Annotated in this window: 17 protein-coding genes and 1 pseudogene; 10 read left to right on the top strand and 8 right to left on the bottom strand. The window is 72.3% G+C overall.

What is annotated here, in order from left to right:
• Window positions 1-1,089 (bottom strand): chitinase, encoded by a 1,089-nt coding sequence (locus tag IEY56_RS02575; RefSeq protein WP_189035405.1) that lies wholly within the window; start codon window positions 1,087-1,089, stop codon window positions 1-3.
• Between the two features lie 211 nt (window positions 1,090-1,300).
• Here IEY56_RS02575 and IEY56_RS02570 point away from each other — a divergent pair.
• Window positions 1,301-2,136 (top strand): annotated as a pseudogene (locus tag IEY56_RS02570) (SAM-dependent methyltransferase).
• A gap of 62 nt (window positions 2,137-2,198) precedes the next feature.
• Here the strand turns inward: IEY56_RS02570 and IEY56_RS02565 are convergent.
• On the bottom strand, window positions 2,199-3,074 hold the full coding sequence (locus IEY56_RS02565; RefSeq protein WP_189035404.1) for an SAM-dependent methyltransferase: 876 nt from the start codon (window positions 3,072-3,074) through the stop codon (window positions 2,199-2,201).
• Between the two features lie 636 nt (window positions 3,075-3,710).
• Between IEY56_RS02565 and IEY56_RS02560 the strand changes: the two genes are divergently transcribed.
• Window positions 3,711-4,721 carry an RICIN domain-containing protein gene (locus tag IEY56_RS02560; RefSeq protein ID WP_189035403.1) on the top strand — a complete coding sequence of 337 codons (1,011 nt, stop codon included), beginning with the start codon at window positions 3,711-3,713 and terminating at the stop codon, window positions 4,719-4,721.
• Window positions 4,722-4,743: 22 nt separating this feature from the next.
• The gene (locus IEY56_RS02555; protein WP_189035402.1) at window positions 4,744-5,724 is read left to right on the top strand and encodes a hypothetical protein; all 981 of its coding nucleotides are present in this window, start codon (window positions 4,744-4,746) and stop codon (window positions 5,722-5,724) included.
• 96 nt (window positions 5,725-5,820) lie between these two features.
• Here IEY56_RS02555 and IEY56_RS02550 read toward each other — a convergent pair whose 3' ends face one another.
• Window positions 5,821-6,465, bottom strand: a complete 645-nt coding sequence (locus IEY56_RS02550; protein ID WP_189035401.1) for a TetR/AcrR family transcriptional regulator — start codon at window positions 6,463-6,465, stop codon at window positions 5,821-5,823.
• Window positions 6,466-6,859: 394 nt separating this feature from the next.
• Between IEY56_RS02550 and IEY56_RS02545 the strand changes: the two genes are divergently transcribed.
• Window positions 6,860-8,098 (top strand): YncE family protein, encoded by a 1,239-nt coding sequence (locus IEY56_RS02545; protein WP_189035799.1) that lies wholly within the window; start codon window positions 6,860-6,862, stop codon window positions 8,096-8,098.
• A gap of 154 nt (window positions 8,099-8,252) precedes the next feature.
• On the opposite strand, the gene abc-f is transcribed toward IEY56_RS02545, so the two are convergent.
• Together abc-f and IEY56_RS02535 are read right to left on the bottom strand one after the other, a co-directional pair.
• Entirely contained in the window at window positions 8,253-9,902 is a 1,650-nt protein-coding gene (gene abc-f, locus IEY56_RS02540; protein ID WP_189035400.1) for a ribosomal protection-like ABC-F family protein, read from the bottom strand.
• 420 nt (window positions 9,903-10,322) lie between these two features.
• Entirely contained in the window at window positions 10,323-11,000 is a 678-nt protein-coding gene (locus IEY56_RS02535; RefSeq protein WP_189035399.1) for a ScbR family autoregulator-binding transcription factor, read from the bottom strand.
• Between the two features lie 193 nt (window positions 11,001-11,193).
• Between IEY56_RS02535 and IEY56_RS02530 the strand changes: the two genes are divergently transcribed.
• Window positions 11,194-12,090 carry an NAD(P)H-binding protein gene (locus IEY56_RS02530; RefSeq protein ID WP_189035398.1) on the top strand — a complete coding sequence of 299 codons (897 nt, stop codon included), beginning with the start codon at window positions 11,194-11,196 and terminating at the stop codon, window positions 12,088-12,090.
• Window positions 12,091-12,133: 43 nt separating this feature from the next.
• Here the strand turns inward: IEY56_RS02530 and IEY56_RS02525 are convergent, their stop codons facing one another.
• A complete protein-coding gene (locus IEY56_RS02525) occupies window positions 12,134-13,120 on the bottom strand; it encodes a ScbA/BarX family gamma-butyrolactone biosynthesis protein (RefSeq protein ID WP_189035397.1) in 987 nt (328 codons plus the stop codon).
• An 860-nt stretch (window positions 13,121-13,980) separates the two neighbouring features.
• Between IEY56_RS02525 and IEY56_RS02520 the strand changes: the two genes are divergently transcribed.
• From IEY56_RS02520 to IEY56_RS02510, 3 genes are all read left to right on the top strand, one after another.
• The gene (locus tag IEY56_RS02520) at window positions 13,981-14,619 is read left to right on the top strand and encodes a ScbR family autoregulator-binding transcription factor (protein WP_189035396.1); all 639 of its coding nucleotides are present in this window, start codon (window positions 13,981-13,983) and stop codon (window positions 14,617-14,619) included.
• A gap of 404 nt (window positions 14,620-15,023) precedes the next feature.
• Window positions 15,024-15,851 carry an AfsR/SARP family transcriptional regulator gene (locus IEY56_RS02515; RefSeq protein ID WP_189035395.1) on the top strand — a complete coding sequence of 276 codons (828 nt, stop codon included), beginning with the start codon at window positions 15,024-15,026 and terminating at the stop codon, window positions 15,849-15,851.
• A 155-nt stretch (window positions 15,852-16,006) separates the two neighbouring features.
• The gene (locus IEY56_RS02510) at window positions 16,007-16,972 is read left to right on the top strand and encodes a Vgb family protein (protein ID WP_229711529.1); all 966 of its coding nucleotides are present in this window, start codon (window positions 16,007-16,009) and stop codon (window positions 16,970-16,972) included.
• A gap of 75 nt (window positions 16,973-17,047) precedes the next feature.
• On the opposite strand, the gene IEY56_RS02505 is transcribed toward IEY56_RS02510, so the two are convergent.
• A complete protein-coding gene (locus IEY56_RS02505) occupies window positions 17,048-18,442 on the bottom strand; it encodes an MFS transporter (RefSeq protein WP_189035394.1) in 1,395 nt (464 codons plus the stop codon).
• An 809-nt stretch (window positions 18,443-19,251) separates the two neighbouring features.
• Here IEY56_RS02505 and IEY56_RS02500 point away from each other — a divergent pair.
• Together IEY56_RS02500 and IEY56_RS02495 are read left to right on the top strand one after the other, a co-directional pair.
• Window positions 19,252-20,790: an MFS transporter gene (locus tag IEY56_RS02500; protein WP_189035393.1), complete on the top strand. Its 1,539-nt coding sequence runs from the start codon at window positions 19,252-19,254 to the stop codon at window positions 20,788-20,790.
• A gap of 369 nt (window positions 20,791-21,159) precedes the next feature.
• The gene (locus tag IEY56_RS02495) at window positions 21,160-22,842 is read left to right on the top strand and encodes an IS1182 family transposase (protein WP_189035392.1); all 1,683 of its coding nucleotides are present in this window, start codon (window positions 21,160-21,162) and stop codon (window positions 22,840-22,842) included.
• 441 nt (window positions 22,843-23,283) lie between these two features.
• Here the strand turns inward: IEY56_RS02495 and IEY56_RS02490 are convergent, their stop codons facing one another.
• Complete coding sequence (locus IEY56_RS02490) at window positions 23,284-23,853, bottom strand: hypothetical protein (RefSeq protein WP_189035391.1); 570 nt, start codon at window positions 23,851-23,853, stop codon at window positions 23,284-23,286.
• Between the last annotated feature and the right edge of the window lie 156 nt (window positions 23,854-24,009).

Raw genomic sequence — 24,009 nt, 5'->3', positions numbered from 1 at the left:
TCAGCCCCTGAACGCCTCGGCGAACTCGTGCGCCGTGTCCCCGGTGCTCGAACAGGTCGCCTGCGCCTTGGTGTTGGGGCCTCCAGGGCACGGCCTGTCCCGGGTGGCCGACCACATCGACAGCCCTCCCAGGCCCTTCTTCTCGGCGAACTTCCGCAGCTCCGCGGCGTCTTCGGGGCGGAAGACCTCGACCTTGACGTCGTTCACGCCGATCATCGGCGTCACCGACACCGCCCGCCACGCCTCCTCCCGGCCGCGGATCCCCAGCGCCTTCGCCACCTGCTTCCGCGTGGCGGTGGCGGCCTTCACGGCGTACTCGCCCATGTCGCCGTCGTAGTAGGTGCCGTAGTCCATGGCCATGATGTTGACGGTTGAGACCCGGGTTCCATGCTCCTTGGTGCTCTTCAGCACGGCGAGGGCGTCGCGGTTCAGGCCGCCCGGCATGACGGGGAGGGTGAAGGAGACGTCCAGCTTCGGGAGCCGCTTCTGCAGCCGGGCGACGGCGCGGGCGCGGAGCTCGTTGGCTCGGGTGTCGGTGAGCGCGGGGCCCTCGATGTCGAAGTCCACCTTCGTCAGATCGTAGGCCTCGACGACCTCGCTGTACGCGGCGACCAGATCGTCGACGGACTTGCAGGCCCGGGCCAGTTCGTTGCCGCTCTGCCCGCCGAACGAGACCCGGACGTCGCCCCCCGCCTTCCGCAGTTCGGCGGCCTGGCGGGCCACGGGATTGTCGCGCAGTTCCTGCCGTCCGCCCCACATGGGCGCGCACTTGCCGCGCCCGGGGGAGACGAAGGCCAGGTTGTACTCCTTCACGCCGGTCCGACGGGCGCCTTCGAGCAGGTCGTAGGAGGGCTTGAGCGACGTGTCGACGTACGGGGCGAAGGGGACGGGCTTCTTCCGGGGCTCCTTCGCGGAGCCGTCCCCGTCCTGCGAGGGCGACGGCGGCTCGGAACGCCCGGGCTTCCCGTCCTCGCCGCCCGAGCAGCCCACCAGCAGCGACGCGGCGACCGCCCCGGCCGTGACCACGGCGCGGACCCGCTTCAGCGAGCGGCTCCTGCGGAAGGCCTGTGCCTGGGCGCTGTTCCTCATCGTCGGGCTGTCTCCTTAGGCGCTGTGACGTCGGGACGTGGGCCGGGCCGTCTCGGCGTGAGGCGGAGCCCCCGGTCAGGAAACCATGCCAGCAGTCGGCGCCGCGGCGTGAATCGGGATGCCGGCGGCGGTGGCCGGACAGCGCGGGCGTGGGCCCAACGACGTGCCCTGACATCGCCCGGACTTGGGACCGGGGGCGGACGGCCGGGGGATGGAAGAGACGGACAACGCGTGGGCGGAGGGCGAGCCGGAGCAGCTCGTGACCCTCGAGGTCGACCGGCCGCACGCCGCCCGCGTCTACGACTGCCTGCTCGGCGGCAAGACGCACTACGAGGCCGACCGGGAACAGGCCGAGAAGGTCCTGGCCACCGTCCCGTCCGCCGAGGCGAGCGCGCGGGAGAACAGGGCGTTCATCCACCGGGCGGCGCGGGCGCTGGTCACGGAGCACGGCATCACGCAGTTCCTGGACGTCGGCACCGGCATCCCCACCTCGCCCAACCTGCACGAGGTGGCGCAGGCCGCCGACCCGGCGGCGCGGATCGTCTACGCCGGAAACGACCCGATCGTGCTGGCGCACTCGCGGGCCCTGCACACCAGCACCCCCGAGGGAAGAACGGCGTACATCCAGGCGGACGCGACGGACCCGCGGAGCATCCTGCGCGCCCCCGCGCCCGCGGCACGCTCGACCCGGAGCGCCCCGTCGCCGTCGCCCTCTGCCTCCTCCTGCACTGGCTGCCGCCGGGCTACGACTGCTACGCCATGATCCTCATGGACGCGGTACCGGCCGGCAGCGCGCTGGTGGTCACCCACGTCACGGCCGACTTCGACGCCCGGGTCAGCCGCATCGAGGAGGACTTCGAGGAGACCGGCTCGACGGTGCGCACCCGGACGCGAGCCCAGGTGGAGCGCTTCTTCGACGGGCTGCGGCTGCTGGAGCCGGGCCTCGTGGCCCCGCAGCACCGGCGTCCCGAGCCGGTCGAGATCGAGGCCGGGGGCGTCAGGCGATGCGCGACGGCGACGTGCCGATCTGGGCGGGCGCGGGGCTGAAGCCCGCGGCTTGCTGACCGGCGCCGGCACGCCGCCGACGCCGGGCCATGCCCGCGTGCCCGTCAGGGGAGGCGGCCGAAGGTGTGCGTGACGTGCTCGGTGAGCGCCTTCATGCGGGCCATGGAGCGGCCGAGGGCGTCGGCGGCCGCGGACACGGTCCTGTTCTCCAACTCCCAGCCGGACTTCGCGAGCTGGGTCTCCACCGGTTCCCGTTCCCCTCCGGGGAAGAGGGACTTCACGTCGATGCCGAGATCGTCGGAGCCTTCCTGGAGAACCGGATCGTCGACCAGGCGGGCTATGTCGTCTATGCGTTCCACGGCGAAGCGGCTGCCCGGCGCCGAGAGCCGGCTGACCTCCTGGAGGAGCCGGGCCTCCGCCTCCGGCGGCAGATACGGCAGCAGGCCCTCGGCGAGCCAGGCGGTGGGGGAGGCGGCGTCGTGCCCCGCCGCCCGGAGCGCCGCGCCCCAGTCGTCGCGGAGGTCGACGGGGACCGGCCGGTGGTCGCAACCGGGCTCCGCGCCCTCGGCGTCGAGGATCCGCGTCTTGAACTCGAGTACGGCGGGCTGGTCCAGCTCGTAGCAGACCGTCCCGGAGGGCCAGCCGAGCCGGTACGCACGGGTGTCCAGGCCGGCGGCGAGGATCACCACCTGCGTGAGGCCGTCGGCGGAGGCGGACGCGAAGTAGTCGTCGAAGACGCGTGAGCGCAGGCCCACGTACTCGGAGGTCGCGGCCCACAGTTCGTCCTCGGGCTCCTTGCCTCCGCTCCTGCCGGGGGCGGTGAACGGACCGCCCGGCTGGGCGGCGGCGACGAGGAGGGACGCGTAGGGGTCGGACATCAGCGCGTCGGGACGTGCCGTCTCCGCCGCTCTCCCGGCGGCTACCGCCAGGGCGGTCCGCCCGACTCCCGTGACGATGTCCCACTGCTGGTCCGTACTCAACGAACACCTCCGTGTTCAAGGGCGTGCTGGTCCGCCGCCGTTCGCAACGGCACGGCCCGGTCGTGACGGGCCCGGCCCGTAAGGCGATCCGACGGGATGTCAGTAATGGTAAGCCTGGGCAACTAACGTCGATCGTAGTGCTGCGCCCCGGCGTTCTCCGCCCACGGACGGCAGAGGCGGACCGGGGGAGGCGGGGCGTGCGCACCGCCTCCGTGGCGTCCGGGGCACCGATGCGTGTCCTCCCTCTTCCACCGATACGTCATGAGACTTCCCGCAAAGACGCCGTGGGAGACAGGCGGGCACAAAGCCCCTCATCCTGACCGCGCGGGACTCATGTTCAGGCCGTTTTCCTGCTCGGCCGCTTTCGCGGACAGGGCAGGTTCCCTTTGACTGGTGAGGGCGGGGCGACCCCCGTGGCGGCCCGCCACCCGCGCCCGACCCCCGGCGGACGGCACCCCTCCGGTTCCCCGGCGCCGGGGTCACCCGGCCCCCGGCACCAGTGGTGTGAGACATCGAGGAGCCGGGCAGGTGCCGGGTCCGTGCGGCACGTCAGGGCCGCGAACCTGCCGGCGCGGCCGGAGCCCGCCGCCCTCCGGCCGCCTCGTCTCCGTACGGCGCGGCACCCGAAAGGACACGATGACCGATCCCGCCGACCCCCTCGGTCCCGCCGAACCCACCACCCCCGCAGGCCCGTCGGGCCCGCACCCTTGGCCCGGGACGCCCGCCGCCCCGGCGGAGGGCGCGGGTGTGCCTGGGAGTTCCGGGGAGGGCGCGCGGGGGAGTTCCCGGCAGGGGGCCGGCACCGGACGCGACGACGGACAGGAGCCCGCCGACCGCATCGTCACGACGGTCAACCCCCGTATCGTCCCCGCGGGTTCGCGGAACCCGGCACCGCCCGAGCCCGCCGGACGCCCCCGCAGAGCCGTACTCGCCGCCGTCGCCGCGCTGGCCGTACTGGGGCTGCTGATCGGCGGGTTCGCTCTGTACGGCGGCAGCGGCGGCGACGAGCCGACGGGGACGGGCGCCAACCCGGGCCCGGAGTGGAACGGGGGCCGGGAGAACGACGCGAACAGGCCCGGTGCCCCCTCCTCGGGCGGCTCCCCCTCCGGAGAGGACGGCGGCAAGGGTGGAAAAGGGGAGGAGAAGCCGGAATCGGAGCGGCCCGGGGACGGTGACGACGGCAAGGACCGCCCTCCGCAGGACGACGGTACGCAGAAGCCCCCGGCACCGGGACCGCCACCGGGCGGCGGAGAGGGCCCCGAGGGAACCGTACGGCTCTGGAGCCACAACTCGGACCAGTGCATCGACGTACCGGGAGGCGAGGGAGAGGACGGAACTCCCCTGCGGATACGGACCTGTTCGGGATCCGCGTCGCAGCGGTGGAGAATCGAGAACGACGGCACGGTGCGGTTCCAGGACCTGTGCATGGACGTCGCGAACGGGTCCGTCGAGAACGGTGCGGTGATCCAGCTCGCCCGCTGCAGCGGCAACCCCGCGCAGCAGTTCGTGCTGAGCGAGGGCAGCGACCTGGTCAACCCGCAGGCCGACAAGTGCGTCGCCGTGCAGGACGGCGACGTGCGGAGCGGAACTCCCCTGCGGCTGTGGGAGTGCTCGGGGGACGACAGCCAGAAGTGGAGCCCCGCGTGAGGAAGCCGGTGAGGAGAACCGTGTGAGGGTCGGGGAGGCGCGGGCCGCCGCCGCGGACTGGGTGGCGCGGTACGGGCGTTCCGTGCCCGGATACCGTGGCGCGTACTTCAGCGGCTCCACGGTAGGGCTCCCCGGCGACGCCGAGTTGCCGGCGACCTCCGACGTCGACGTCGTCGTGGTCACCGACACGCCCCGACCGCCCGCCGCGCCGGGCAAGTTCGGCTACCGGGGCGCGGTGCTGGAGGTCAGCCACATGCCGGCATCGCAGCTCGAACGTCCCGAACAGGTCCTCGGGTCCTACCACTTGGCGGGCAGCTTCCGCACCTGCACGGTCATCGAGGACCCCGGCGGCCTGCTGCGCGGACTGCAGACCGAGGTTCCGGCGCGTTTCGCCGACCTGCCCTGGGTGCGGCGCCGATGCGAGGACGCCCGGCACAGGATCGTCAGCCGGCTGGAGGCCCTGAGGGCACGGGAGGTCGCGGCGCCGTTCCATGAGCAGGTCATGGCATGGCTGTTCCCCACCGGCGTGACCACGCACGTTCCGCTCGTCGCCGCATTGCGCAATCCGACGGTGCGGCTGCGCTACCTCCGGGTGCGCGAGGCGCTCGACGACTACGGACTCCCGGACATCTATCCGGAGTTGCTGGAGCTCCTCGGATGCCGGGAGTGGTCCGCCGCCCGCGTCCGGCACCATCTGCGCGCGCTGGCCGCGGCGCGGCCCATCGCCGTCGACGGCAGCCGGGAGCTGATCGGCCGCGGCGACCACCGCGAAGCGGTGTTCTGGATCATCGCGACGTTCACGCGCTGCCACACCGTCCTCGCCGCGGACGCCCCGGAGTTGCACCGCTCCCTCGATCCGGCGTTCCGCGAAGCCGTCGCCGACCTCGGGATCGGCTCCGTCGCGGACCTTCTCCCACGGGCCGAGCGCGTCCTGCGGTTCCTCCCGCGGCTGTGGGACTCGGCGGAGGACATCATGGCGCGCAACACCGCCATCGCACGCTGAGCCCGGACCGGGCCCGGCCGTCCTGTCGCGTTCAGGCCGGAGGGACCGGTCCCGGGGTCCGGCCGTCGGACGTCGCGGCGCCCGCCACCTCCCGGCTCACTCCCCGGACCGCATCAACGCCAGTAGCAGCCGCACGAGTTCGGCCACGATCTCGTCGAGCGTCGCGTCGACCCATCCGGCCGCCCAGTCGTGCAGCAGCCCGTTGACGCTGCCGATGAAGGCGGCCGCCGCGAGACGGTAGTCGCGGTCCGCGGCTTCGCCCCTGCGGACCGCCGCGGCCGCCTCGGCCCGGATCAGGTCGATCCAGCGGGCCCGCCGTGAGAGGCGCTGCTCGTCCAGGCGGGGGCTGACGCCGACGATCTCCGTGAAGGTGATGCGGATGCGGCGCGGGTCCTCGGCGATGCTCGCCGCGTACGCCCTGAAGACGGAGCCGTACCGCTCGGCGGCGGGCAGTTCGGCGGTCCGTGCGAGGGCGTCCAGTACGGCTCTCTCCGCGTAGTCGTTGACCTCCAGGTGCAGGACGGCGAGGACGTCCTCCAGGGTGCGGAACTCCTCGTAGAACTGCCTGGTCGACAGTCCGGCCGCCTCGCAGAGGGCCGCGACCGTCGTCGAGCGGTAACCGGGGCCCGCGCCGAAGAGTTCGAGACCCGCGTCGAGGAACCTCCGGCGCCGCTCCGCGTGGCGTTCCGTGGCCGCTTTGCCCGCGTAGCGACCGGTGGACCGCCTCAGTCGCTCCGTCACCCGCTCTCCCTCGCTCGTGTCCCGGCCATCTTCTCCCGTGCTTCTCGCGCACGGGGGTTGAACAACCGCCGCCCTGTCGTTACTTTCGAGTAGCCGAATGTGAAGTGCATCCTTTTCACTTTGTGGGGCGGGGCACCCCCGCACGGCGACGCGTGACAGCACAGCGCGCGGCGTACCTCCACTCCGGAGGGCGCGCCCGCTGCCGGGCCGTTCCCAGTGGCCGCAGCGCCTCCGCGGAGGGCCCGGCACAGCTCATGACGTATCAGCTGCTCGCGCCCCGGCGGCGCGGGCCGCCACGTGAAGGAGAGCCGTGGACGTGACCAGGAAGAACGCGGACCCCCGGACGCCCGCCCCCGCAGAACGGCAAGCCCCCCGCGCGAGGCGCCGCCACCGGCTGCCGGTGGCGCTCGCGGCGGCCCTCGCCGCCGTGGCCGCCACGACCGGCGCGGCAGGTGCCGCGCCCGCCCCGCAAGGGGAGCGGGCGGAGCTGCGGGAAGTGATGTTCGTCGGCAACAACTGGGACGGGACGGCCGACGTGATCGAGTCCAGCGGCTCCTTCGGGAAGCTCGGACGCATCAACGTCGTGCCCGACAAGCAGGAGCGGCTGGACGAGATCTACGCGAACCCGGTCAAGCTGCTGTTCTTCCTGGGCATCAGGAACGGACCGGGGGAGGGGCACGACCAGTTCGTGGACGACATGTACTCCACCCCGGACGGCAAGTCGATGGTCGTCTCCCGGCCCAGCTTCGCCGACGTCGTCTCGATCGACGTGACGACGGGGAAGCTCAACTGGCGTTTCCCCGTCTCCGGCTTCCGCTCCGACCACATGGCGGTCTCCCCCGACGGGAAGCGGGTGGCGGTCTCGGCCTCCACGTCCAACACCGTGCACGTCCTCGACATCGAGACCGGGGAGGAGGCGGGCTCGTTCAAGACGGGCGACAAACCCCACGAGAACGTCTTCACCGACGGCGGGAAGCACCTGTGGAACATGTCCATCGGCGACGTCCAGACGAACAGCGACGCGCCGTGGCTCGACTGGACGAAGGGCGACCGCAAGATCACCGTCGTGGACGCGGAGACGTTCGAGGAGGTCGAGGTCATCGACATGCGCGAGCGCCTCGACGCGTTCGGCCGCAAGGACCTCTCCGACGCGGTACGGCCGGTGGCGTTCACGCCCGACGAGTCCAAGCTGTACTTCCAGGTCTCCTTCTACAACGGGTTCCTGGAGTACGACGTCGCCGAGGACAGGATCACTCGCGACAAGACCCTCCCGAAGAATCCCGACACCGACGAGGACCGCACCACCTGGGTCAACGACTCGCGCCACCACGGAATGTCGATGAGTCCGCAGGGCGACAAGCTGTGCGTCGCCGGGACGATGGACGACTACGCGACCGTCGTCGACCGGGAGACTCTGGAGGAAGGCCCGCTGGTGACGGCCTCGAAGCCGTACTGGGCGACGGTCAGCGGCGACGGGAAGTCCTGCGTGATCTCCGAGAGCGGCAGCGACCAGGTCACCGCCATCGACTTCGGCACGGGCGAGAAGACGGTCTCCGTCCCCGTGGGGGACCATCCTCAGCGCGTCCGCATCGCCCACGTCCCGGACGGATGGACGAGCCCGCCGGCGCGCTGAGCCGGGGCGGGAGCCGGGACCGGGCCGGGCAGCCGGGGCTGCGGGGGCGACGCGCCCCCAGCCCGCCTCGCGTGCTGTCCGGGGCCGGGCCCGGAGGCACCAGGCCGGGCGCCCGGAGTGGCCCGGTGCGACGGCCGCGCCCGGTCCCGGTTCCTCAACGCGCCCGGGACGGGGCCCTTCTGACGCCTCCCCGTCGCGTCCCGGCTGCGGGACCGGAGCCGAGGGAGAGGTGCTTCCCCCGCCAGCGTGCCCGGACGCGGCGGTCGTGCGAGACGAGGACGAGCGTGCCCGGGTAGGTGCTCAGAGCCTCCTCCAGCTCCTCGGTGAGGGCGGGCGAGAGGTGGTTCGTCGGCTCGTCGAGCAGAAGCGTGTCGGTGGAGCGGGTCAGCAGCCGGGCGAGGGCGAGCCGCTGGCGCTGCCCCGTGGACAGCCGGGTGACCTGCGCGGTGAGCCGGTCGGAGGTGAACAGGCCGAGGGAGAGCAGCAGTTCGGCGTGGTCCTCGGGGGTGCCCGTGCGCCCTTCCGCGAAGGCCTGCAGGAGCGTCCGGCCGGGGCGGCCGGGCCCGGGCTCCTGCGGCAGGTGGCCGACGCGTCCGCGCCGGGCGACGTGGCCGCCGTCGGGGGCGAGCTCTCCGGCGAGGACACGCAGCAGGGTGCTCTTGCCCGCCCCGTTGCCGCCGGTGATCAGCAGACGGTCCCCCGCCTCGACGGTGAGCCAGGTGCGGGGGAGGCGTCCGCCGACGGTGACGCCGTCGGCCTCGAGGACGGTGCCCGTGAGGCGCTCGGCGCGCAGTACCGGGGTGAAGCGGAGGGGTTCCGGCGGCGCGGGCACGGGGTCCGCGAGGAGGCGGCGCAGGCGCTCCTCGGCGTTGCGGACGCGGCTCGCGAGCGACTGCTGGACGCGTCCGGCGGCGCGGTCGTAGGCCATCTTGTTGCCGTCGGTGATGGGCCGCCCGGGCGCGACGCGGCGGGCCGTGGTCTCCGCGGTCTCGCGCACCGCCTCGACGTCCGCCTTCCAGCGGAGGTGGCTCTCCTCCCAGCGCTGACGGGCTGCCGCCTTCCCCTTGAGGTAGCCGTCGTAGCCGTTGCCGTAGCGGGTGACGGTGTGGCGGTCGCCGTCGACCTCCAGGAGCGTGCCGGTGACGCGTTCGAGGAAGGTGCGGTCGTGCGAGACGGCGACGGTCGTGCCCCGGCGCGTGCGCAGATGCTCCTCCAGCCACGTCAGGGCCTCGTCGTCGAGGTGGTTGGTGGGCTCGTCGAGCAGAAGGACCTCCGGGGCAGCGGCCATGAGGGCGGCGAGGCGCAGCCGGACCTGCTCGCCGCCGGCGAGGTCGCCGACGGCCCGGTCGCGCGGCAGGTCCACCAGGCCGAGGCCGTGCAGGGCGCGCTCCACCCGGGCGTCGGCCTCGTAACCGCCGCGCAGCTCGAAGGCGGTCGTCACCTCGCCGTACTCGGCGAGCGCGGACTCGTCCTCGGCGAGGAGCCTCTCGAGCCGGCGCATGCGCCGTTCGAGGGAGCGCAGGTCGCCCAGCGCGACGTCGACGGCCTGCTGGACGGTGTGGCGGGGCGGGAAGGAGGACTCCTGCGGGAGGTAGCCGACGCCTCCGTCGGCCTGGACGACGACCTCGCCTTGGTCGGGCTCCTCGGCCCGCGCGAGAAGGCGCAGCAGGGTGCTCTTCCCGGAGCCGTTCTCGCCGACGATTCCGGTGCGCTCGCCCGTGGTGAGGGTGACGGTGACGGAGTCCAGGACGAGCAGGCCGTTATAGGCCTTCGTGACGGAGCGGCAGCTGATCTGAGTGGGCATGCGGGTCCTTCGGGGCGTCCGACGGCTGGACGGCCGCTGTGGGCCGGGAGGTTCGGTGAGCGCCCGGGAAGAGCATGACCACTCCACTGGTGCGACGACAGTTGCGTCCGGACGCTGCCACGGCTCCGGCGGTGAGGGCAAGCGGGCTTCCTCCCCGCGCGCCGCCGGTCGGAGGCGGCCGCCCGCTGGACGCGGTGGGGCGCGGCGTCACCCGCGCCCGCCCGGCCGGGGTGCGAGGCGCATGACAACTCTGCGGTGCGGAGCGGCACTTGGCGCTCCCGGCCGGTACGGGACGCGGTGAGATGTGTGCGAGCCGGCCATGATCGCCAGTCGACCGCGTGGCGGCGGGCGCAGTCGTCACCCAGCGGCAGGACTCGATCGGCCCCGTGGCGAGACGCGAGACGCACGCCGGACAGGCCGTCAGCCGCCGACGGTCTCGAGGCGCTGCCCGTCGGTCTCGGCCTCGGCCGCGATCTCCGCGCTGACCTTCGTGCCGCGGTCGCCGTCGAGGGCGACCGACGCGAGGACCGAGGAGATGACGACGTTCGGCAGGATGTGCCGCAGCAACTCGGCGATCCGCTCGCCCAGGTCCGCGTAGTCGCTCAGCGTCTGCGACATGGCCTGTACGCCGGCGAAGGCGCCGACGATCACGCGGGCCGTCTCGGCCGGCTTCACGTGCGGCAGCAACTCGCCCTGTTCACGGGCCGCTTCGAGCAGCTCGGTCAGCGTCTCGCTCCAGGTCAGGAACGGCCCGCTGCGATCGAGGTCCGCCGCCTGCTGGTTGAGCGCCAGCCACACGCCGGCCCGGACCATGGAATCGGTCTGCAGTCGGTGGACGTAGACCATGACCATGTCCACGAGCTCCTGCGCCTTGCAGGTGCGCGAGGGAACGGGGTCCTGCCCCTCCTGGGCCCGCAGAACGCCCTGGGCGAGCTGCTCCTTGGAGGCGAAGTGGAAGTACAGGGCGCCCTTCGTGACACCCGCGGTGGAGAGGATGTCGGCGATCGTCGCCGCCTGGTACCCGCGCTCCCCGAAGACCGATGCCGCCGCCTCGAGGATCTTCCGGCGGGTGCGGATGGCCCGGTCCTGCATAGCCACGTCCCTCCCGATGTGGCCGGCGGTCCGCCGGGGGACCCCTGGCAAAGAAACCGACGAGTTTGTATCTTACCGGGCCTTACCATGTCCGCGTTCACGGGGGCCTTCCGGACCCCGTCACATCAGGGGGATCAGGGATGTTCAGGGCTGCGCCGTCCGGCAGGGACGGCAGTGACGGAGCCCCCGGGGCGCCGCTGTGATCCTCGTGACCGGCGCCACCGGCACGGTGGGGCGGGAGGTCGTCCGCCGGCTCCCCGCCGACGGGCCGGTCCGCGTCCTGACCAGGCGTCCGGACAGGGTCGGCGACCTGCCCGAGCACGTGGAGGCCGTCGCCGGCGACTACGGCGACGCGCCGTCCCTGGAGCGGGCGTTGAAAGGCGTGACGAAGGTCTTCCTCCTCACCAACGCGGTGGGCGGCGGCGACGACGAGCGCTTCCTGAGGGCGGTGCGCGGCACGGACGTACGGCTGATCGTCAAGCTCTCCGCGGCCGCGGTCGCCAACCCGGCGGCGGACGACGCCATCACCCGGTGGCAGCGGCGGTGCGAGGCGCGGCTGCGGGAATGCGGGACGGAGTGGACGCTGCTGCGTCCGCGGGCCTTCATGTCGAACACCCTGGGGTGGGCTCCGCTGATCGCCTCCGGGCGTCCCGTGTCCGCGTTGTACGGCACCTCGCCCAACTCCTGTGTGGACCCCCGGGACATCGCGGAGGTAGCGGTCCGCGCGCTCACCGAGGAGGGGCACGCGGGCAGGGCGTACACACTGACCGGGCCCGAACCGGTCAGCGCCGTCGACCAGGCGGCGTGCCTCTCCCGGCTGCTGGGGAAGCCGGTGCGGTTCGAGGAGTGGGACGTGGCCCGGGCGAGAGCCGCCTATCTGCGTCGCCATCCCGAGCACGTCGCGGAGGCGCTGCTGCAGAGCGCGGAGCAGCAGCGGGCGGGCGCGAAGGCCCGGGTCGAGCCGGCCGTCGCGGAGGTGACGGGCCGTCCGGCGTGCTCCTACGAGCAATGGGCGGCGGACCACATCAGCCGCTTCGCGGACGGCGCGGCGTCACCTCAGCAGGGGTGGGCGGGGGCCGGGCGGCACCCGGGGTAACGGGTGCAGGCACCGCCCGGCGCGGAGTGCGTAAGCGCCGCCGTCAGGGGCAGGCCGCGGTGAGAGTGGAGCTGAAGAGCTGCTCGCCGCCCTGCGTGGCCGTGACGAGCACCGTCGCCAACGAGCCCTCCCCGTCCGGTAGTTGACGGGCCTCGACCATGCAGGGGGCGTCCAGTTCGGCGTAGCGCTCGAACGTGCTGCGGGCCGAGACGGGGAACGGGGCGTGCCCGAGCAGGGCGTGTGCGGCCTGCCGGGCGGCTTCGAGCAGCACCATGCCGGGGACGTGGTCGACGGGGTGGTCGAAGAGGACGGGGTGCCGGGTGTCCGCCCGGAGCAGCCACCGGCCGGCCTCGCCGATGGGGGAGAGGACGACGTCGACGGGCGACGTGCGGCCCACGTGCTGAGGGGGGAGCGGCGCGGTCAGCGGGAGCGGTGACTCGTCGCTGCGCGGACGGTCGCGGCGGAGCCGGTCGTGCACCTCCGGTCTGGTGCAGGTGAACGAGGCGCCGCCGGTCGCCACGGTCTGCCCGTCCTGGCGCAGCACCGCCTCGTACCGGAGCCCTTTGAGGGCGCCGCCGGGGCGGCGGTCCACCTCCGTGCAGGAGACGTCGATGTCGAGGCTGGCGGGGGCGCCCGCTATCCGGAGTCGCTCGGGTACGACGGCGAACTCCAGGTCCCACATGAGGAACTTGTGGCCGAGGGGTACGTCGAAGCCGGTGTGGGCGAGCAGCGCGCCGATCTGGCGGATCGTCTCGGCGGCGAACAGGGGGTCGTAGCGGCCGTCGACCGGGGCGAAATAGCTGTGGCAGCGCGGCCATTGGGCGGTGACGCGGAATTCCGTCCCGCTGCGGGGGGCCCAACTGGTCAGCAGGACCTCGGCGACCGCGGCCCGGTGCACGAACTCCTTGGGCACGGTGGTCGTCAGCGGCGGAAAGTGGGACAGCGCCTGGCTTAGGTGTGCAGGGTGCGGGCCGGTACCCTCCGGTGTTCCGGACAAGCAGGGCGTGACCTGGGCAGTGCTCGCGATCATGATATTCCCCGATTGACTGCAACAGAACTTACAGATTAGGGGTGTTGATCCGCCGGACCCCTCGTTGCCGTAAGATACATACCATCCGGTTTAGTTTCTACAGATTCCCTGTACTCGCCGGGGCGGAAGATTCCGGTGCCGGCGTAGGTGCAGGTGGCCGCCGCGGGAAGCGCGGCAACTGGCATGGCGCTCTCGCCGGGGAGATCCGGACAGGGGTGCGCAGTCGCTTCCCGGGGCTCGCCGCGGAGTGCGTCGAGTCGCCGCGCTCGTGGCGGGGTCGAGCGGGCCGGGAGGCCGGTTCCGCTCGACGCCAGAGGGTCAGGAACTTCCAACTTCCGTGTACTCGCCGTGTGTTGGGGCCCGCTTCTTCGAGTAGCGCGCGAGCCGTTCTCGAGGTGTGTGCTGAAGCGTGTCCGGAAGGCCATGGCCGCGGGCGGGGCAGGGTGCGGCATGGCTGCGTCGCCGCACGTGCCGGGCGCGGCCGTCGGCGAGGGCCGGGGTGCGGGACCGGCGTCCGATGCGACGTGAAGCCAATACGTCCGCCTGGCAGAGCACGTGAAAACCGCATAAGCGGTTTGTTACCGTGGGCCTTCCGAGAGCTGTGCGCCTCACGATGTGCATCCGCGCGGGCGTCGTGCCCTGGTGGCGGCCGGTGCCCTGCCGGTCGGCCCGGACCGGATCGCGCCGGTGTTCGCACAGCTCCCCCGGCCTGCAGGCGGGGCGTTCCGCGAACCGCGGCGCCGCCGCCGCGAGAAAAGGAGAGCCCGCTGGTGGGGGAGTGTCGCGGTCCCGCAGGTCCGGGCCGTGGCGCACCGCCCCGGGGTCCGGCACGCAGACGCCCCGATGTCAGGAGACGATCGATGGTGAAGCAGGAACGCGCGGCGCGCACCAGGCAGCTGCTGCTGCAGGCGGCCGCCGAGGTGTTCGTACGGGAGGGATATGCGCGCGCCTCGCTCAGCACCATCAGCGCGCGGGCCGGTGTGAGCAACGGGGCTCTGCACTTCCATTTCGAGACCAAGAACTTGCTCGCGGAGGCTGTCGAGGAGTGCGCGGCCGCGACCCTCCGGCGCATCGCCGTCGCGGCGAACGAGGCCCCGGGCAGCGCTCTCCAGCGTCTCATTGACGCGACGCACCGCCTGATGGCCGCTCTCCACCAGGACGTCGTGGTACGGGCAGGGTTCGAGCTCTGCGCCGCGGCCGGACGGCGGGGCGGCGGGCCCGACCTGCGGCGCGAATGGCAGGACCGGGTCGTGAAGTTGCTCGCCGAGGCCGAGCGGAAGGGTGATCTCGCCGAGGGCGTCACCGCCGCGGACGCCGCGATGGCCGTGGTGACGTCCACCGTCGGTTTCGAGATGCTCGGCTCGCGCGACCGTGCCTGGGTGGCCCCGGAGACGGTGGCGCGCTTCTGGGAGTTGCTGCTGCCGCGGCTGTCCCGCCCGGAGGTGCTCGGTGAGCTCAGCACCCGCTGCGCCGACGTCGTCGGGCCGCCACCGGTCTAGCGGATCCGCCGCATAAACCGTCCACGCGGTTTCTAAACGTGTCTCCGCTGGACTCCTTCGGGGCGCCCTGTCGCCTTCACCGACTGTGCTCCAGCCTCGGGTTGGAGCACTCCACGGTCCGTCGAGAATGTCGCAGGTGCCGCTGGGTATGGCGGAGTTGACGCGCTCCGCGAAGCTCGCGCCGGACGGGTGCCCGGCAGCCGGCGGCGGAGGGTGCGAGGTGACGATGTGTCCGATAAAACAAACCACGTGAACGGTTTTATATTGACAGACAGTGCGCCCTGTTCTCTAATCAGGACCCTCGCACCGGAAGAGTCCCTTCGGGTTCGAGGTGACCCCGACAGCAGAGATCGAGTCGTGCAGGACTCGATGCGACCAGACCAGCCAAACAGGGGGAAAACGGCGTGGACATTGGTGTACTCGGTGCGCTGGCAGTGCGGCAGAACGGCGTTTCGATCACGCCGACGGCTCCCAAACCCCGGCAGGTGCTTGCCCTGCTGGCACTGCACGCCGACAAGGTGGTGCCGGTATCCGTACTCACCGAGGAGCTTTGGGCCGGCACACCTCCCCGCAGCGCCCGGACCACGCTCCAGACGTACGTGCTGCAGCTGCGCGAACTGATCGCGGCCGCGCTGGAGGACGGCGGGGCCTCCGGGGAGGAGCAACTCAGCGCAAAGGACGTGCTGGTCACCTCGCCCGGGGGCTACATGCTGAACAGCGAGGGCGGCACGAGCGACGTCCGCGAGTTCGAGCGTCTGGCCGGGCTCGGCTACCGGGCGATGGACGCCGAGGATTACCGGGGTGCGGCCCAGCAGTTGAGGGCGGCGCTTGACCTGTGGTCCGGCTCCGCGCTCACGGACGTCCACGCCGGCACGCATCTCGAGACGGAGATCCGCCGTCTCGAAGAGAGCCGGCTCTGCGCCCTCGACCAGCGGATCGAGGCGGACCTGCACCTCGGCCGCCACCGCGAACTGCTCTCCGAACTGACCGTCCTGGTCAGCCGGTACCGCACTCACGAGAACCTGCACGCCCAGTTCATGCTCGCCCTGCACCGGTCCGGGCGCCGGGGCGACGCGCTGGAGGTGTACCAGCGGCTGCGCGGCACCCTGGTGGGAGACCTGGGCCTCGAACCGTCCGAGGGGCTGCGCAGGTTGCAGCATTCCGTCCTCATGTCCAACGCCGAGCAGCCGTCGGAGGCCGACGACAGCCAGAGCCTCGTACGCTCGGCCTGAGGCGTCCGCCGCTCTCCCCGACGGTCGCCGCCGTCGCGGTCCAGGCCGACCCCGTCCCAGAGCCCTTCGTCGGGCTGCGCAGCTGATTCCCCAGGCCGTGCCGGAGGGGCGGACGCCCTCCCGGCCGGGCCGCGGCACCACCACGGGAGCACGTCTTGCCCACAGAGCACCACCACTCCGTCCCGCCGTACACCGGCAGCCCGCCTGCCGGCTACTCGACCCGGCTGGTCCCGGTCCCCGGACGGGGACCGTACGCGGTGGCCGAGGACGCGGACGGGACGCTGTGGGTGACGCTCGCCGGGTCCGGGCAGATCGCCGAGCTGAACGACCGGGAACCGCCGCGGCTGCATTCCGCTGGGCGGGCCGACGCCAGGCCGACCGTCGTCGCCGCCGGACCGGACGGGCGGACGATGTGGTTCACGGAGTTCCTCGCGGGCCGCGTCGTGGGCGTCCGCCCGGGACTTGACCCGGTGTGCGTGCCTCTGCCCGCCGGGGACGAGGGGCCGTACGGCGTCACGGCGGGGCCGGACGGCGCGGTGTGGTTCACCGAGCTGACCGCGAACCGGATCGGGCGGCTCGTGCCCGCCGCCGTCGGAGACGAGCGTGAACAGCCCTGCGCCGTCGAGGAGTTCGCCCTGCCGGTCTCCGACGGCAGCCCCGCGGGGATCACTGCCGGTCCGGACGGCGGACTGTGGTTCACCCTCAGCGGGGCCGACGCGATCGGCCGCATCGACCCCGGCGGCGAGGTGACGGTGCACCGGCTGCCGTCCGCCGGTGCGCGGCCGGTGCACATCGCGGCGGGCGACGACGGGGCGATGTGGTTCACGCAGAACGGCGCCGGCAGCATCGGCCGCATCACCGCCGACGGGCAGATCGACGAGGTGCCGCTGCCGGGCGGGCCCGCCACCCGTCCGCACGGCGTCGCCGCAGCAGCCGGCGGAGGCTGCTGGTTCACGGAGTGGGGCACCTGCCGTATCGGACGCGTCGACGCGTCCGGGCGGGTGTCGACGTGGCGACTCCCGCCCGGCGTCAGCGAACCGCACGGGATCGCGGCCACCGGAGCGGACACGGTGTGGGCGGCCATGGAGAGCGGTGCGCTGGTCGGCCTCACCCTGAACTGACCGCCCCGGCAGAACCCTTGCGCCGACCGCTGGGGCAGGCCGCCTGGTCCGTCCGCTCGGGCGGCAGGCAGCCCGTCAGGCCGTGGTGGAGGGGACGGCCTCCTCGCTGCGCACCACCGCCGCCGCCCAGCCGCAGGCGAGTACGGCCGCGGCCGCGGTCACCGCCAGGGCCGTCCCGAAGCCGAGACCCGACCCGCCCAGCGCGATGCCGGAGAGGGCCAGGCCCACGGCGCCGCCGAGTTGCTGGCTGGAGTTGACCAGGGACGCGATGACGCCGGAGGACTCCGGGCCCGCACCCTGCGCGGCGGCGGCCGTCGCCGCCGGGAGGCCGGCGCCGACGCCGAGCGAGAAGAACAGAATGCCGGGCAGCAGTCCGGCGTAGGAGAGTTCCCATGCCGCGGCGAACGCCAGCAGCAGCGCTCCCGCTCCGGCGCCGGCACAGGCCGCGGTGAGCACCCGGCCCGCCCCGAAGCGGACCGTGACCCGCTCGCCGCACTTCACGCCGGCTAGCGACCCCAGGGCGAACGGCACGTAGCCGAGGCCCGCCAGCAGCGGAGACCAGCCGAGGCCCTTCTGCAGGTAGAGCGTCAGCACCAGGAAGCCCTGGAAGGTGGCGGCGCAGAGCAGCACGCCGGACACCAGCGCCCTCGAGCGCACGGGAGAGCTGAACACCCCGGCGGCGACGAGCGGGTCGGCGGACCGGCGCTGGTCGAGGACGAACCCGGCGAGCAGCACCAGCGACAGTGCGGCGCATCCGCCGGTCACGAGCGGACGGCCGGTGCCTTCGACGGACAGCAGCGCGTACACGAGCAGTGCCAGGCCCAGCGTGAGGAGCGCCGCGCCGCGCCAGTTCAGCGGCTGGGCGCCCCGTACGGACTGCACGCCCCGCAGCATCCGCGGCAGCAGCCCCAGGGCGAGTGCCGCCACCGGCAGGTTGATGTAGAAGATCCAGGGCCAGTCCAGGTACTGCGTGATCAGTCCCGAGAGGATCAGGCCGGCCATGGCGCCGGTCACGGCGGTGGCGCCCCAGGCCGCGAACGCCTTGGCCCGCGCCGCCGGTTCGGTGAAGACCAGGGTCAGCAGCCCCAGTACCGCCGGGGCCACCAGCGCCGCTCCCAGGCCCTGCAGGGCGCGTGCCGCGATCAGCTGCCACGGCTCGGCGGCGAGACCGCTGACGAGCGAGGCCACGGCGAACACCGTCGTCCCCACCGTGAAGGTGCGCACCAGGCCGAACCGGTCACCGAGGCGCCCGCCGAGGACGAGGAACCCGCCGAAGGTCAGCATGTAGGTGTTGACGACCCACACCAGGGAGGGGGCCGAGAAGCCCAGATCGTCCTGGATCGTGGGCAGGGCGATGTTGACGACGTTGTCGTCCAGGGTCAGCAGAAGCTGCGTCATGCAGAGGACGGCCAGCACGGCCCGCGGTCGCGAGGCTCTCGCCTGCGTTGCTTCCTGTGACGTGCTCGTCATGGATCTCAGCGGTCCTCTCGTGGACGGATCGGTACGGGGGCGGCTCGGACGCCGTCCGGTAGGCGCCGCGCACGGGGCGGAGCGGGGCTCACCGCGCGGGACCGCATCGCCTTGCCCGCCGCCTGGCGTGGAGCACCCGGCCCGCTCGGGGCGCGGCCTGGGCGGCTGGTCGCGGGCGGGGACCGCAGTAAGGGCATGGAGGCGGGTACTCGCTTCGGCGTGCTGGAGCCGGGGCGGAGGAGCGCCCCGCTACGGGTAGGTACCGGGGGCCGGAGCCCGAGGCCCGCAGATCTGCAGCGACGTGCTCACAGTCTGTCATATCGCCCTCTCTGCCCGCCCGTTGACGTTCCCAGCTGGTCGGGGTCGTCGTCCGCCCGGGCGCCCGGCGCGACGCGCGAGCACGGCGCCCCGTCGTCGCCGGCCGAACGCGGGCCCCGGCACGCGACTCGCAGCACGGGAGGACTCGCCGGAACTCCTGTGCCGATGTGTGTAGTTGACGTCCAATCAGGACGAATGGAAGACTTGAACGCATGATCTACTGAGTCTGCGGGTTCTGCCCACCCTCCACGGTTCGCCGCCGCGCCTTCCAGGCTCGCACCCTCCCGGTGCCGGGCCCGTCCAGTGATACCCGCCGGTGAGCCGCTTCCCCTCCGCCGCTCCGTACGGGAGCCGCGCACTGCTGCCATGAGCGTCCCGGCACGAACGCGCCTGGACGCGCTTCAAGCTGCGCGCCGCGGAGGACCTGAGGTGACGGGCAGCCAGGTCGTGAGCAGCAACGCAACGTCCCAGACCCGCTCAGGAGATCATCCATGTCAGAACAGTCGTCAGCGGCAACCGCGCAGCAGCGGGATCCCCGCCGCTGGTGGATTCTCGCCGTACTGTGCTCGTCCCTGTTCGTGATCGTGCTCGACAACACGATCCTGAACGTCGCCATCCCGTCCATCACCGAGCAGCTCGGCGCCAGCACCGCCGAGATCCAGTGGACGCTCAACGGCTACACCCTCGTCCTGTCCGGTCTGCTCATCACCGCGGGAGGGCTCTCCGACCGGCTCGGACGCAAGCGTGCCCTGCTGCTGGGCCTGCTGGTCTTCGGCGGAGGCTCCCTGACGGGCGCTCTCGCGAAGTCGCCCGAAGTGCTCATCGCCGCTCGCGTGCTGATGGGCGTCGGCGCCGCCTTCCTGATGCCCGGCACGCTCGCGGTGCTCGTGCGCACCTTCGACGACGAGGAGCGTCCCCGCGCCATCGGCATCTGGGCGGCGGTCTCGTCGGCCGGCATGGCGCTCGGGCCCGTCGTCGGCGGGTTCCTCCTCGACCACTTCTGGTGGGGGTCGACCTTCCTGATCAACGTGCCCGTCGCCGCCGTGGGCCTGGTCGCCATGGCCCTGCTGCTGCGCGAGTCCAAGGACCCCGGCCACTCCCGTCCGGACCTGCTCGGCGCCCTGCTGAGCACCGTCGCCGTGGTCTCCCTGGTGTGGTCGGTCATCACGATCCCACGCGAGGGCTGGCTCTCCCCGAAGACGCTGACGGCAGGGCTGCTGGGCATCGCCGTCGGAATCACGTTCGTCTGGTGGGAGCGCCGGGTCCAGGACCCGATGCTGGACATGGCGATGTTCAAGAACCCCAAGTTCCGCGGCGCCGTCTTCGGCGGCATCCTCACGGCGTTCGGCATGGCCGGATCGCTTTTCCTGCTCACGCAGGACCTGCAGTTCCTCCGCGGATACGACCCGCTGGAAGCGGGCGCGCAGCTCATCCCCATGGCCGTGGGAGTGCTTTTCAGCAGCGTCGTCGTCAGCCCCCGTGTGCTGAAGAAGCTCGGCATCGGCAAGGGCGTGGCGCTCGGCGTCAGCGCATCGGCGGCCGGGCTGACGGTCGTCGCCCTCGCACCCGCCAGCAACGGCTACCTCGTCCTCGTGGCGGGACTGCTGCTGCTCGGCGGGGGTGCGGGCATCTCCGGGCCGCTGGTCGCCAACGCGCTGCTGAGCTCCATCCCGCCGGAGCGCGCCGGCACGGGCTCGGGCGTCAACAACACCCTGCAGGAGCTGGGCAGCGGACTCGGCGTCGGCGTGCTCGGTGCCGTCCTCGTCGCCGTCTTCTCCCAGACCGTGCCGGGCCGGCTCGGGACGGCCGCCGGCGAGTCCTACCCGCAGGCCGTGAAGGCGGCGGGCGACTCGCAGGCGCTGCTCTCGGACGTACGGGACTCCTTCACCAGCGCACTGACCGTCAGCCAGCTCATCGGTGCGGCGGCGGTGCTGCTCGGCGGCTGGATCGCCGGGATGCTGCTGCGGGCGGACCGCGCGGCGGCCGCCGGGGCGCCGGCGGAGAACGCCACCGAGAACAGCCCGGCATGACGATCGCCTCCGCCCGGCGCGTGCCGGCGGAGGCGATCGTCCGGCCGAGCCCGCCCATCGGCACAAGTGCCCGCGCGGGAGCGGGCGTTACGGAAGTGCCTGGTTGGCGGCGGGACCTTGCCGGTTGTCCCTCACGGGGCACCGGGGCGCCGGTACGGGCTCCGCTGCGCCTGCTGCAAGATGCGTGGGCACCCGGCCGCGGCGGCGCGGAGGATGACGCGGGCCTGCGGCTGGCACAGCGCAGCGAACTCGGCTCGGAGGGCCGTCCCCACTACGACGCTGTTGGTTAATTCGGTCCTCGCGTGACGTCGGTCTCCACGATCCGGTTGTGGTCGTGGAGACCGACGTTGTTGTGTGGGGTGGGTGTCGATGTCGATGCAGCCGAAAGGGCCGGGGGAGATTCCGGCGGAGACGGTGCGGGTGGCCTGGACCGCGTTCCCGAAGGGAAGCCTGGCGATCCGGCTCCGGGATGAGCTGGGGCCGTTGTTCCGTGACGAGGACTTCGTGGATCTGTTCGCTGCCCGGGGGCGGCCTGCCTGGTCACCTGCCGGGCTGGCGCTGGTGTCGGTGTTGCAGTTCGTGGAGGGGCTGACCGACCGCCAGGCTGCCGAGGCGGTGCGGGCGCGCATTGACTTCAAGTACGCGCTCGGTCTTCAACTCGACGATCCTGGCTTCGACTTCTCTGTGCTGTCGGAGTTCAGGGACCGGCTGGCCGGGGCTGATGGTGGACGGCGGGTGCTGGACGGTGTGCTGGCCGCAGCCTGGGAGAAGGGGCTGCTCAAGAGCACGGGACGGGCCCGGACCGACTCCTCACACGTGCTGTCGTCCGCCCGTGAACTGTGCTGGCTGGAGCAGGTGGCCGAGACGCTACGGACGGCATTGAACGCGCTGGCCCAGACCTCGCCCGACTGGCTGGCGGGGGTCGCAGAGCCGGACTGGTTTCGCCATTACGCCACTCGGGCCGAAGACTCCCGGTTCCCCAAGACCCGCACGAAACGGGACGAGGTGGGAGCCCGGATCGGCCGGGACGGAATGCGCCTGCTCCAGGCGCTTCACGCCGCAGACGCGCCCGAGGGCCTGCATGCACTGAAGGAAGTGGAGATCCTGCGGCAGGTGTGGGTCCATCACTTCCATCTGGTGGACGGCGAGGTGATGCGCAGAGGCCCAAAAGACCGGCCGCCGGGCGCGAAGCGCCTGGTCACTCCCTATGACACCGACGCCCGTGTCGGGGTCAAACGGGACACCATGTGGGACGGGTACAAGGTTCACCTCACCGAGACCTGCGGCGACGACGTCCCGAACCTGGTCACCAACGTGGCAACCACGCTGGCCACCGTCGCGGACAACGCGATGAACGAGGAGATCCACACGTCCCTCGCCGCCCGGGACTGCCTGCCCACGGAGCACTGGGTGGACGCCGGATATCCCACCGCCGCTCACGTCCTCGCAGCCCGGGCCGAGCACGGCGTCGAACTGCACGGGCCGCTGCCCGGCAACACCTCTGACCAGGCCAAAGGCGCCTTCGGGCTCGATGCATTCACCGTCGACTGGGAACGCGGGCAGGTCACCTGCCCCAACGGTGTCACCGCCAGGAGTTGGTATCCCCGAGCCGATTCCAAGGGCCTCCCGGTCATCCAGGTGCGGTTCCCTGTCAGCCGCTGCGGCCCATGCCCTGACCTGCGTTCATGCGTCAGCTCAGCCACCGGCCGTCGCCGGGAACTCATGCTGCGACAGCAGCAGGCCGAGCACGACGCCATCCGCACAATCCGCGCTGAACAGCAGACCGACACCTGGAAAGAGCGTTACAAGATCCGAGCCGGCGTCGAAGGCACCATCTCCCAAGCCGTCGGGCGCTGTGGCCTGCGCAGGTCCCGCTACCGGGGCCTGGCGAAAACCGGCCTCCAGCATCAGTTAACCGGCGCCGCCATCAACCTCGCCCGCATCGACGCCCACCTCACCGAAACACCCCGAGCCCGCACCCGCACCAGCCACTTCGCAGCACTTCGCCCCGCCGAGCTGACGCTCGACGGGGCGAAGCAAGGACCGAATTAACCAACAGCGTCCCACTACGGGGCGGCCCCCGAGCCGTGAGGCCTGCCCTTGTGGTCCGCAACTCGCTGCGACGGGGGCCTCCTTCCGTGTCACGGCGGGCAGTTGGCGATTCCAGTGGACTTCGAGTCGGCGCCGGCGCGCTTTCATCGGCAGCAATCTCCGCTAGTGAGGCATATTCCGAAGAGCGAGCAGAAGGGTTAGGAGGGGCTGCCGCTTGCGGTTTCGGGGCTTTTCCGGCTTCGCGCTGCCCGGAGTGTCCATCCGTCGGCAGAGAGCGGACAGCGCGCGCGTGGCGGGCCACCGGTTCGAGGTGCGGACCCCCATCCGTTCCGCCTGCAACAACTGAAGGAAAGCCGGGGGGACTTCGGCCGCTCGCCCGCCGGGCCGCAGTCCGCAGGCGGGAGGGGGCCGCGCCCGCCGGCCGTTGCCCCGCAGGCGCGGCTACGCCTCTCCTGTGTAGTGGCCCCACAGTCCCAAGCCGACGAGGAGGACCGCCCCCGCGCCCAGCCCGTACCAGCCCGCGACTCCGGTCGCGCGCTCGGCGAGCGACGGCGGCTCGTAGCCGTGCTTGCGGCCGATCTTCTCGGCCAGCCGCTCCACGGTGTCCTCTTCGCCGTCGCTCAGGCCGCCTTCCGCTGCGAGGGAGATCGCCAGCTTCGTCACCCGGGCGGTCTCCTCGCCGGTGAACGCCCCGCCGGACCCGGCGGGGGTTCCGCCGACGCCCGGTACGAGGCCGCAGTAGAGGAGTTCGCCCTTCTCGCGGTCGAGGACGAGGCCCTTCACTCCGGAGTCCGGCTTACCGGGCTCGCGGCTCCCGCCGCACGCCTCGCCGACTGTCGAGAACGCCACCTGGTACTTGGACTCGGGCCCTTTGATCGCGTGATGGACCGCGAGGCTCACTCCGCCGACGAGCAGCCCCCCGATACCCAGCAGGCAGACGATCACCGAAATCAGGGCGGTGCGGTCTTCGGCGCTGAGCCGCGACCGTGCTCCCTCCGTCGCGCCAGGCACGTGTCCCCCCGGATGTCCGCTTGGGCGGCTGAGTGCCGCCCGCGGCCATCATCCGTCCGTGCGGGCCGTCCCGGAAGTGCTTTCCCTCCTACGAGACCCGTGCGTGCTCCGGACCGGTAGGGCGAGGGCGGCCGCGCCGACGGTCCGCGCCGATGG

Source organism: Streptomyces daqingensis, assembly GCF_014645895.1.
GTDB lineage: Bacteria > Actinomycetota > Actinomycetes > Streptomycetales > Streptomycetaceae > Streptomyces > Streptomyces daqingensis.
This window is presented reverse-complemented; position numbering and strand designations above follow the sequence as displayed.

Coding starts and splice junctions, on each gene's coding strand:
- IEY56_RS02505 (WP_189035394.1), bottom strand. CDS start 18,442: ATGACGAGCACGTCACAGGAAGCAACGCAGGCGAGAGCCTCGCGACCG.
- IEY56_RS02495 (WP_189035392.1), top strand. CDS start 21,160: ATGTCGATGCAGCCGAAAGGGCCGGGGGAGATTCCGGCGGAGACGGTG.
- IEY56_RS02525 (WP_189035397.1), bottom strand. CDS start 13,120: ATGATCGCGAGCACTGCCCAGGTCACGCCCTGCTTGTCCGGAACACCG.
- abc-f (WP_189035400.1), bottom strand. CDS start 9,902: ATGCCCACTCAGATCAGCTGCCGCTCCGTCACGAAGGCCTATAACGGC.
- IEY56_RS02520 (WP_189035396.1), top strand. CDS start 13,981: ATGGTGAAGCAGGAACGCGCGGCGCGCACCAGGCAGCTGCTGCTGCAG.
- IEY56_RS02500 (WP_189035393.1), top strand. CDS start 19,252: ATGTCAGAACAGTCGTCAGCGGCAACCGCGCAGCAGCGGGATCCCCGC.
- IEY56_RS02560 (WP_189035403.1), top strand. CDS start 3,711: ATGACCGATCCCGCCGACCCCCTCGGTCCCGCCGAACCCACCACCCCC.
- IEY56_RS02575 (WP_189035405.1), bottom strand. CDS start 1,089: ATGAGGAACAGCGCCCAGGCACAGGCCTTCCGCAGGAGCCGCTCGCTG.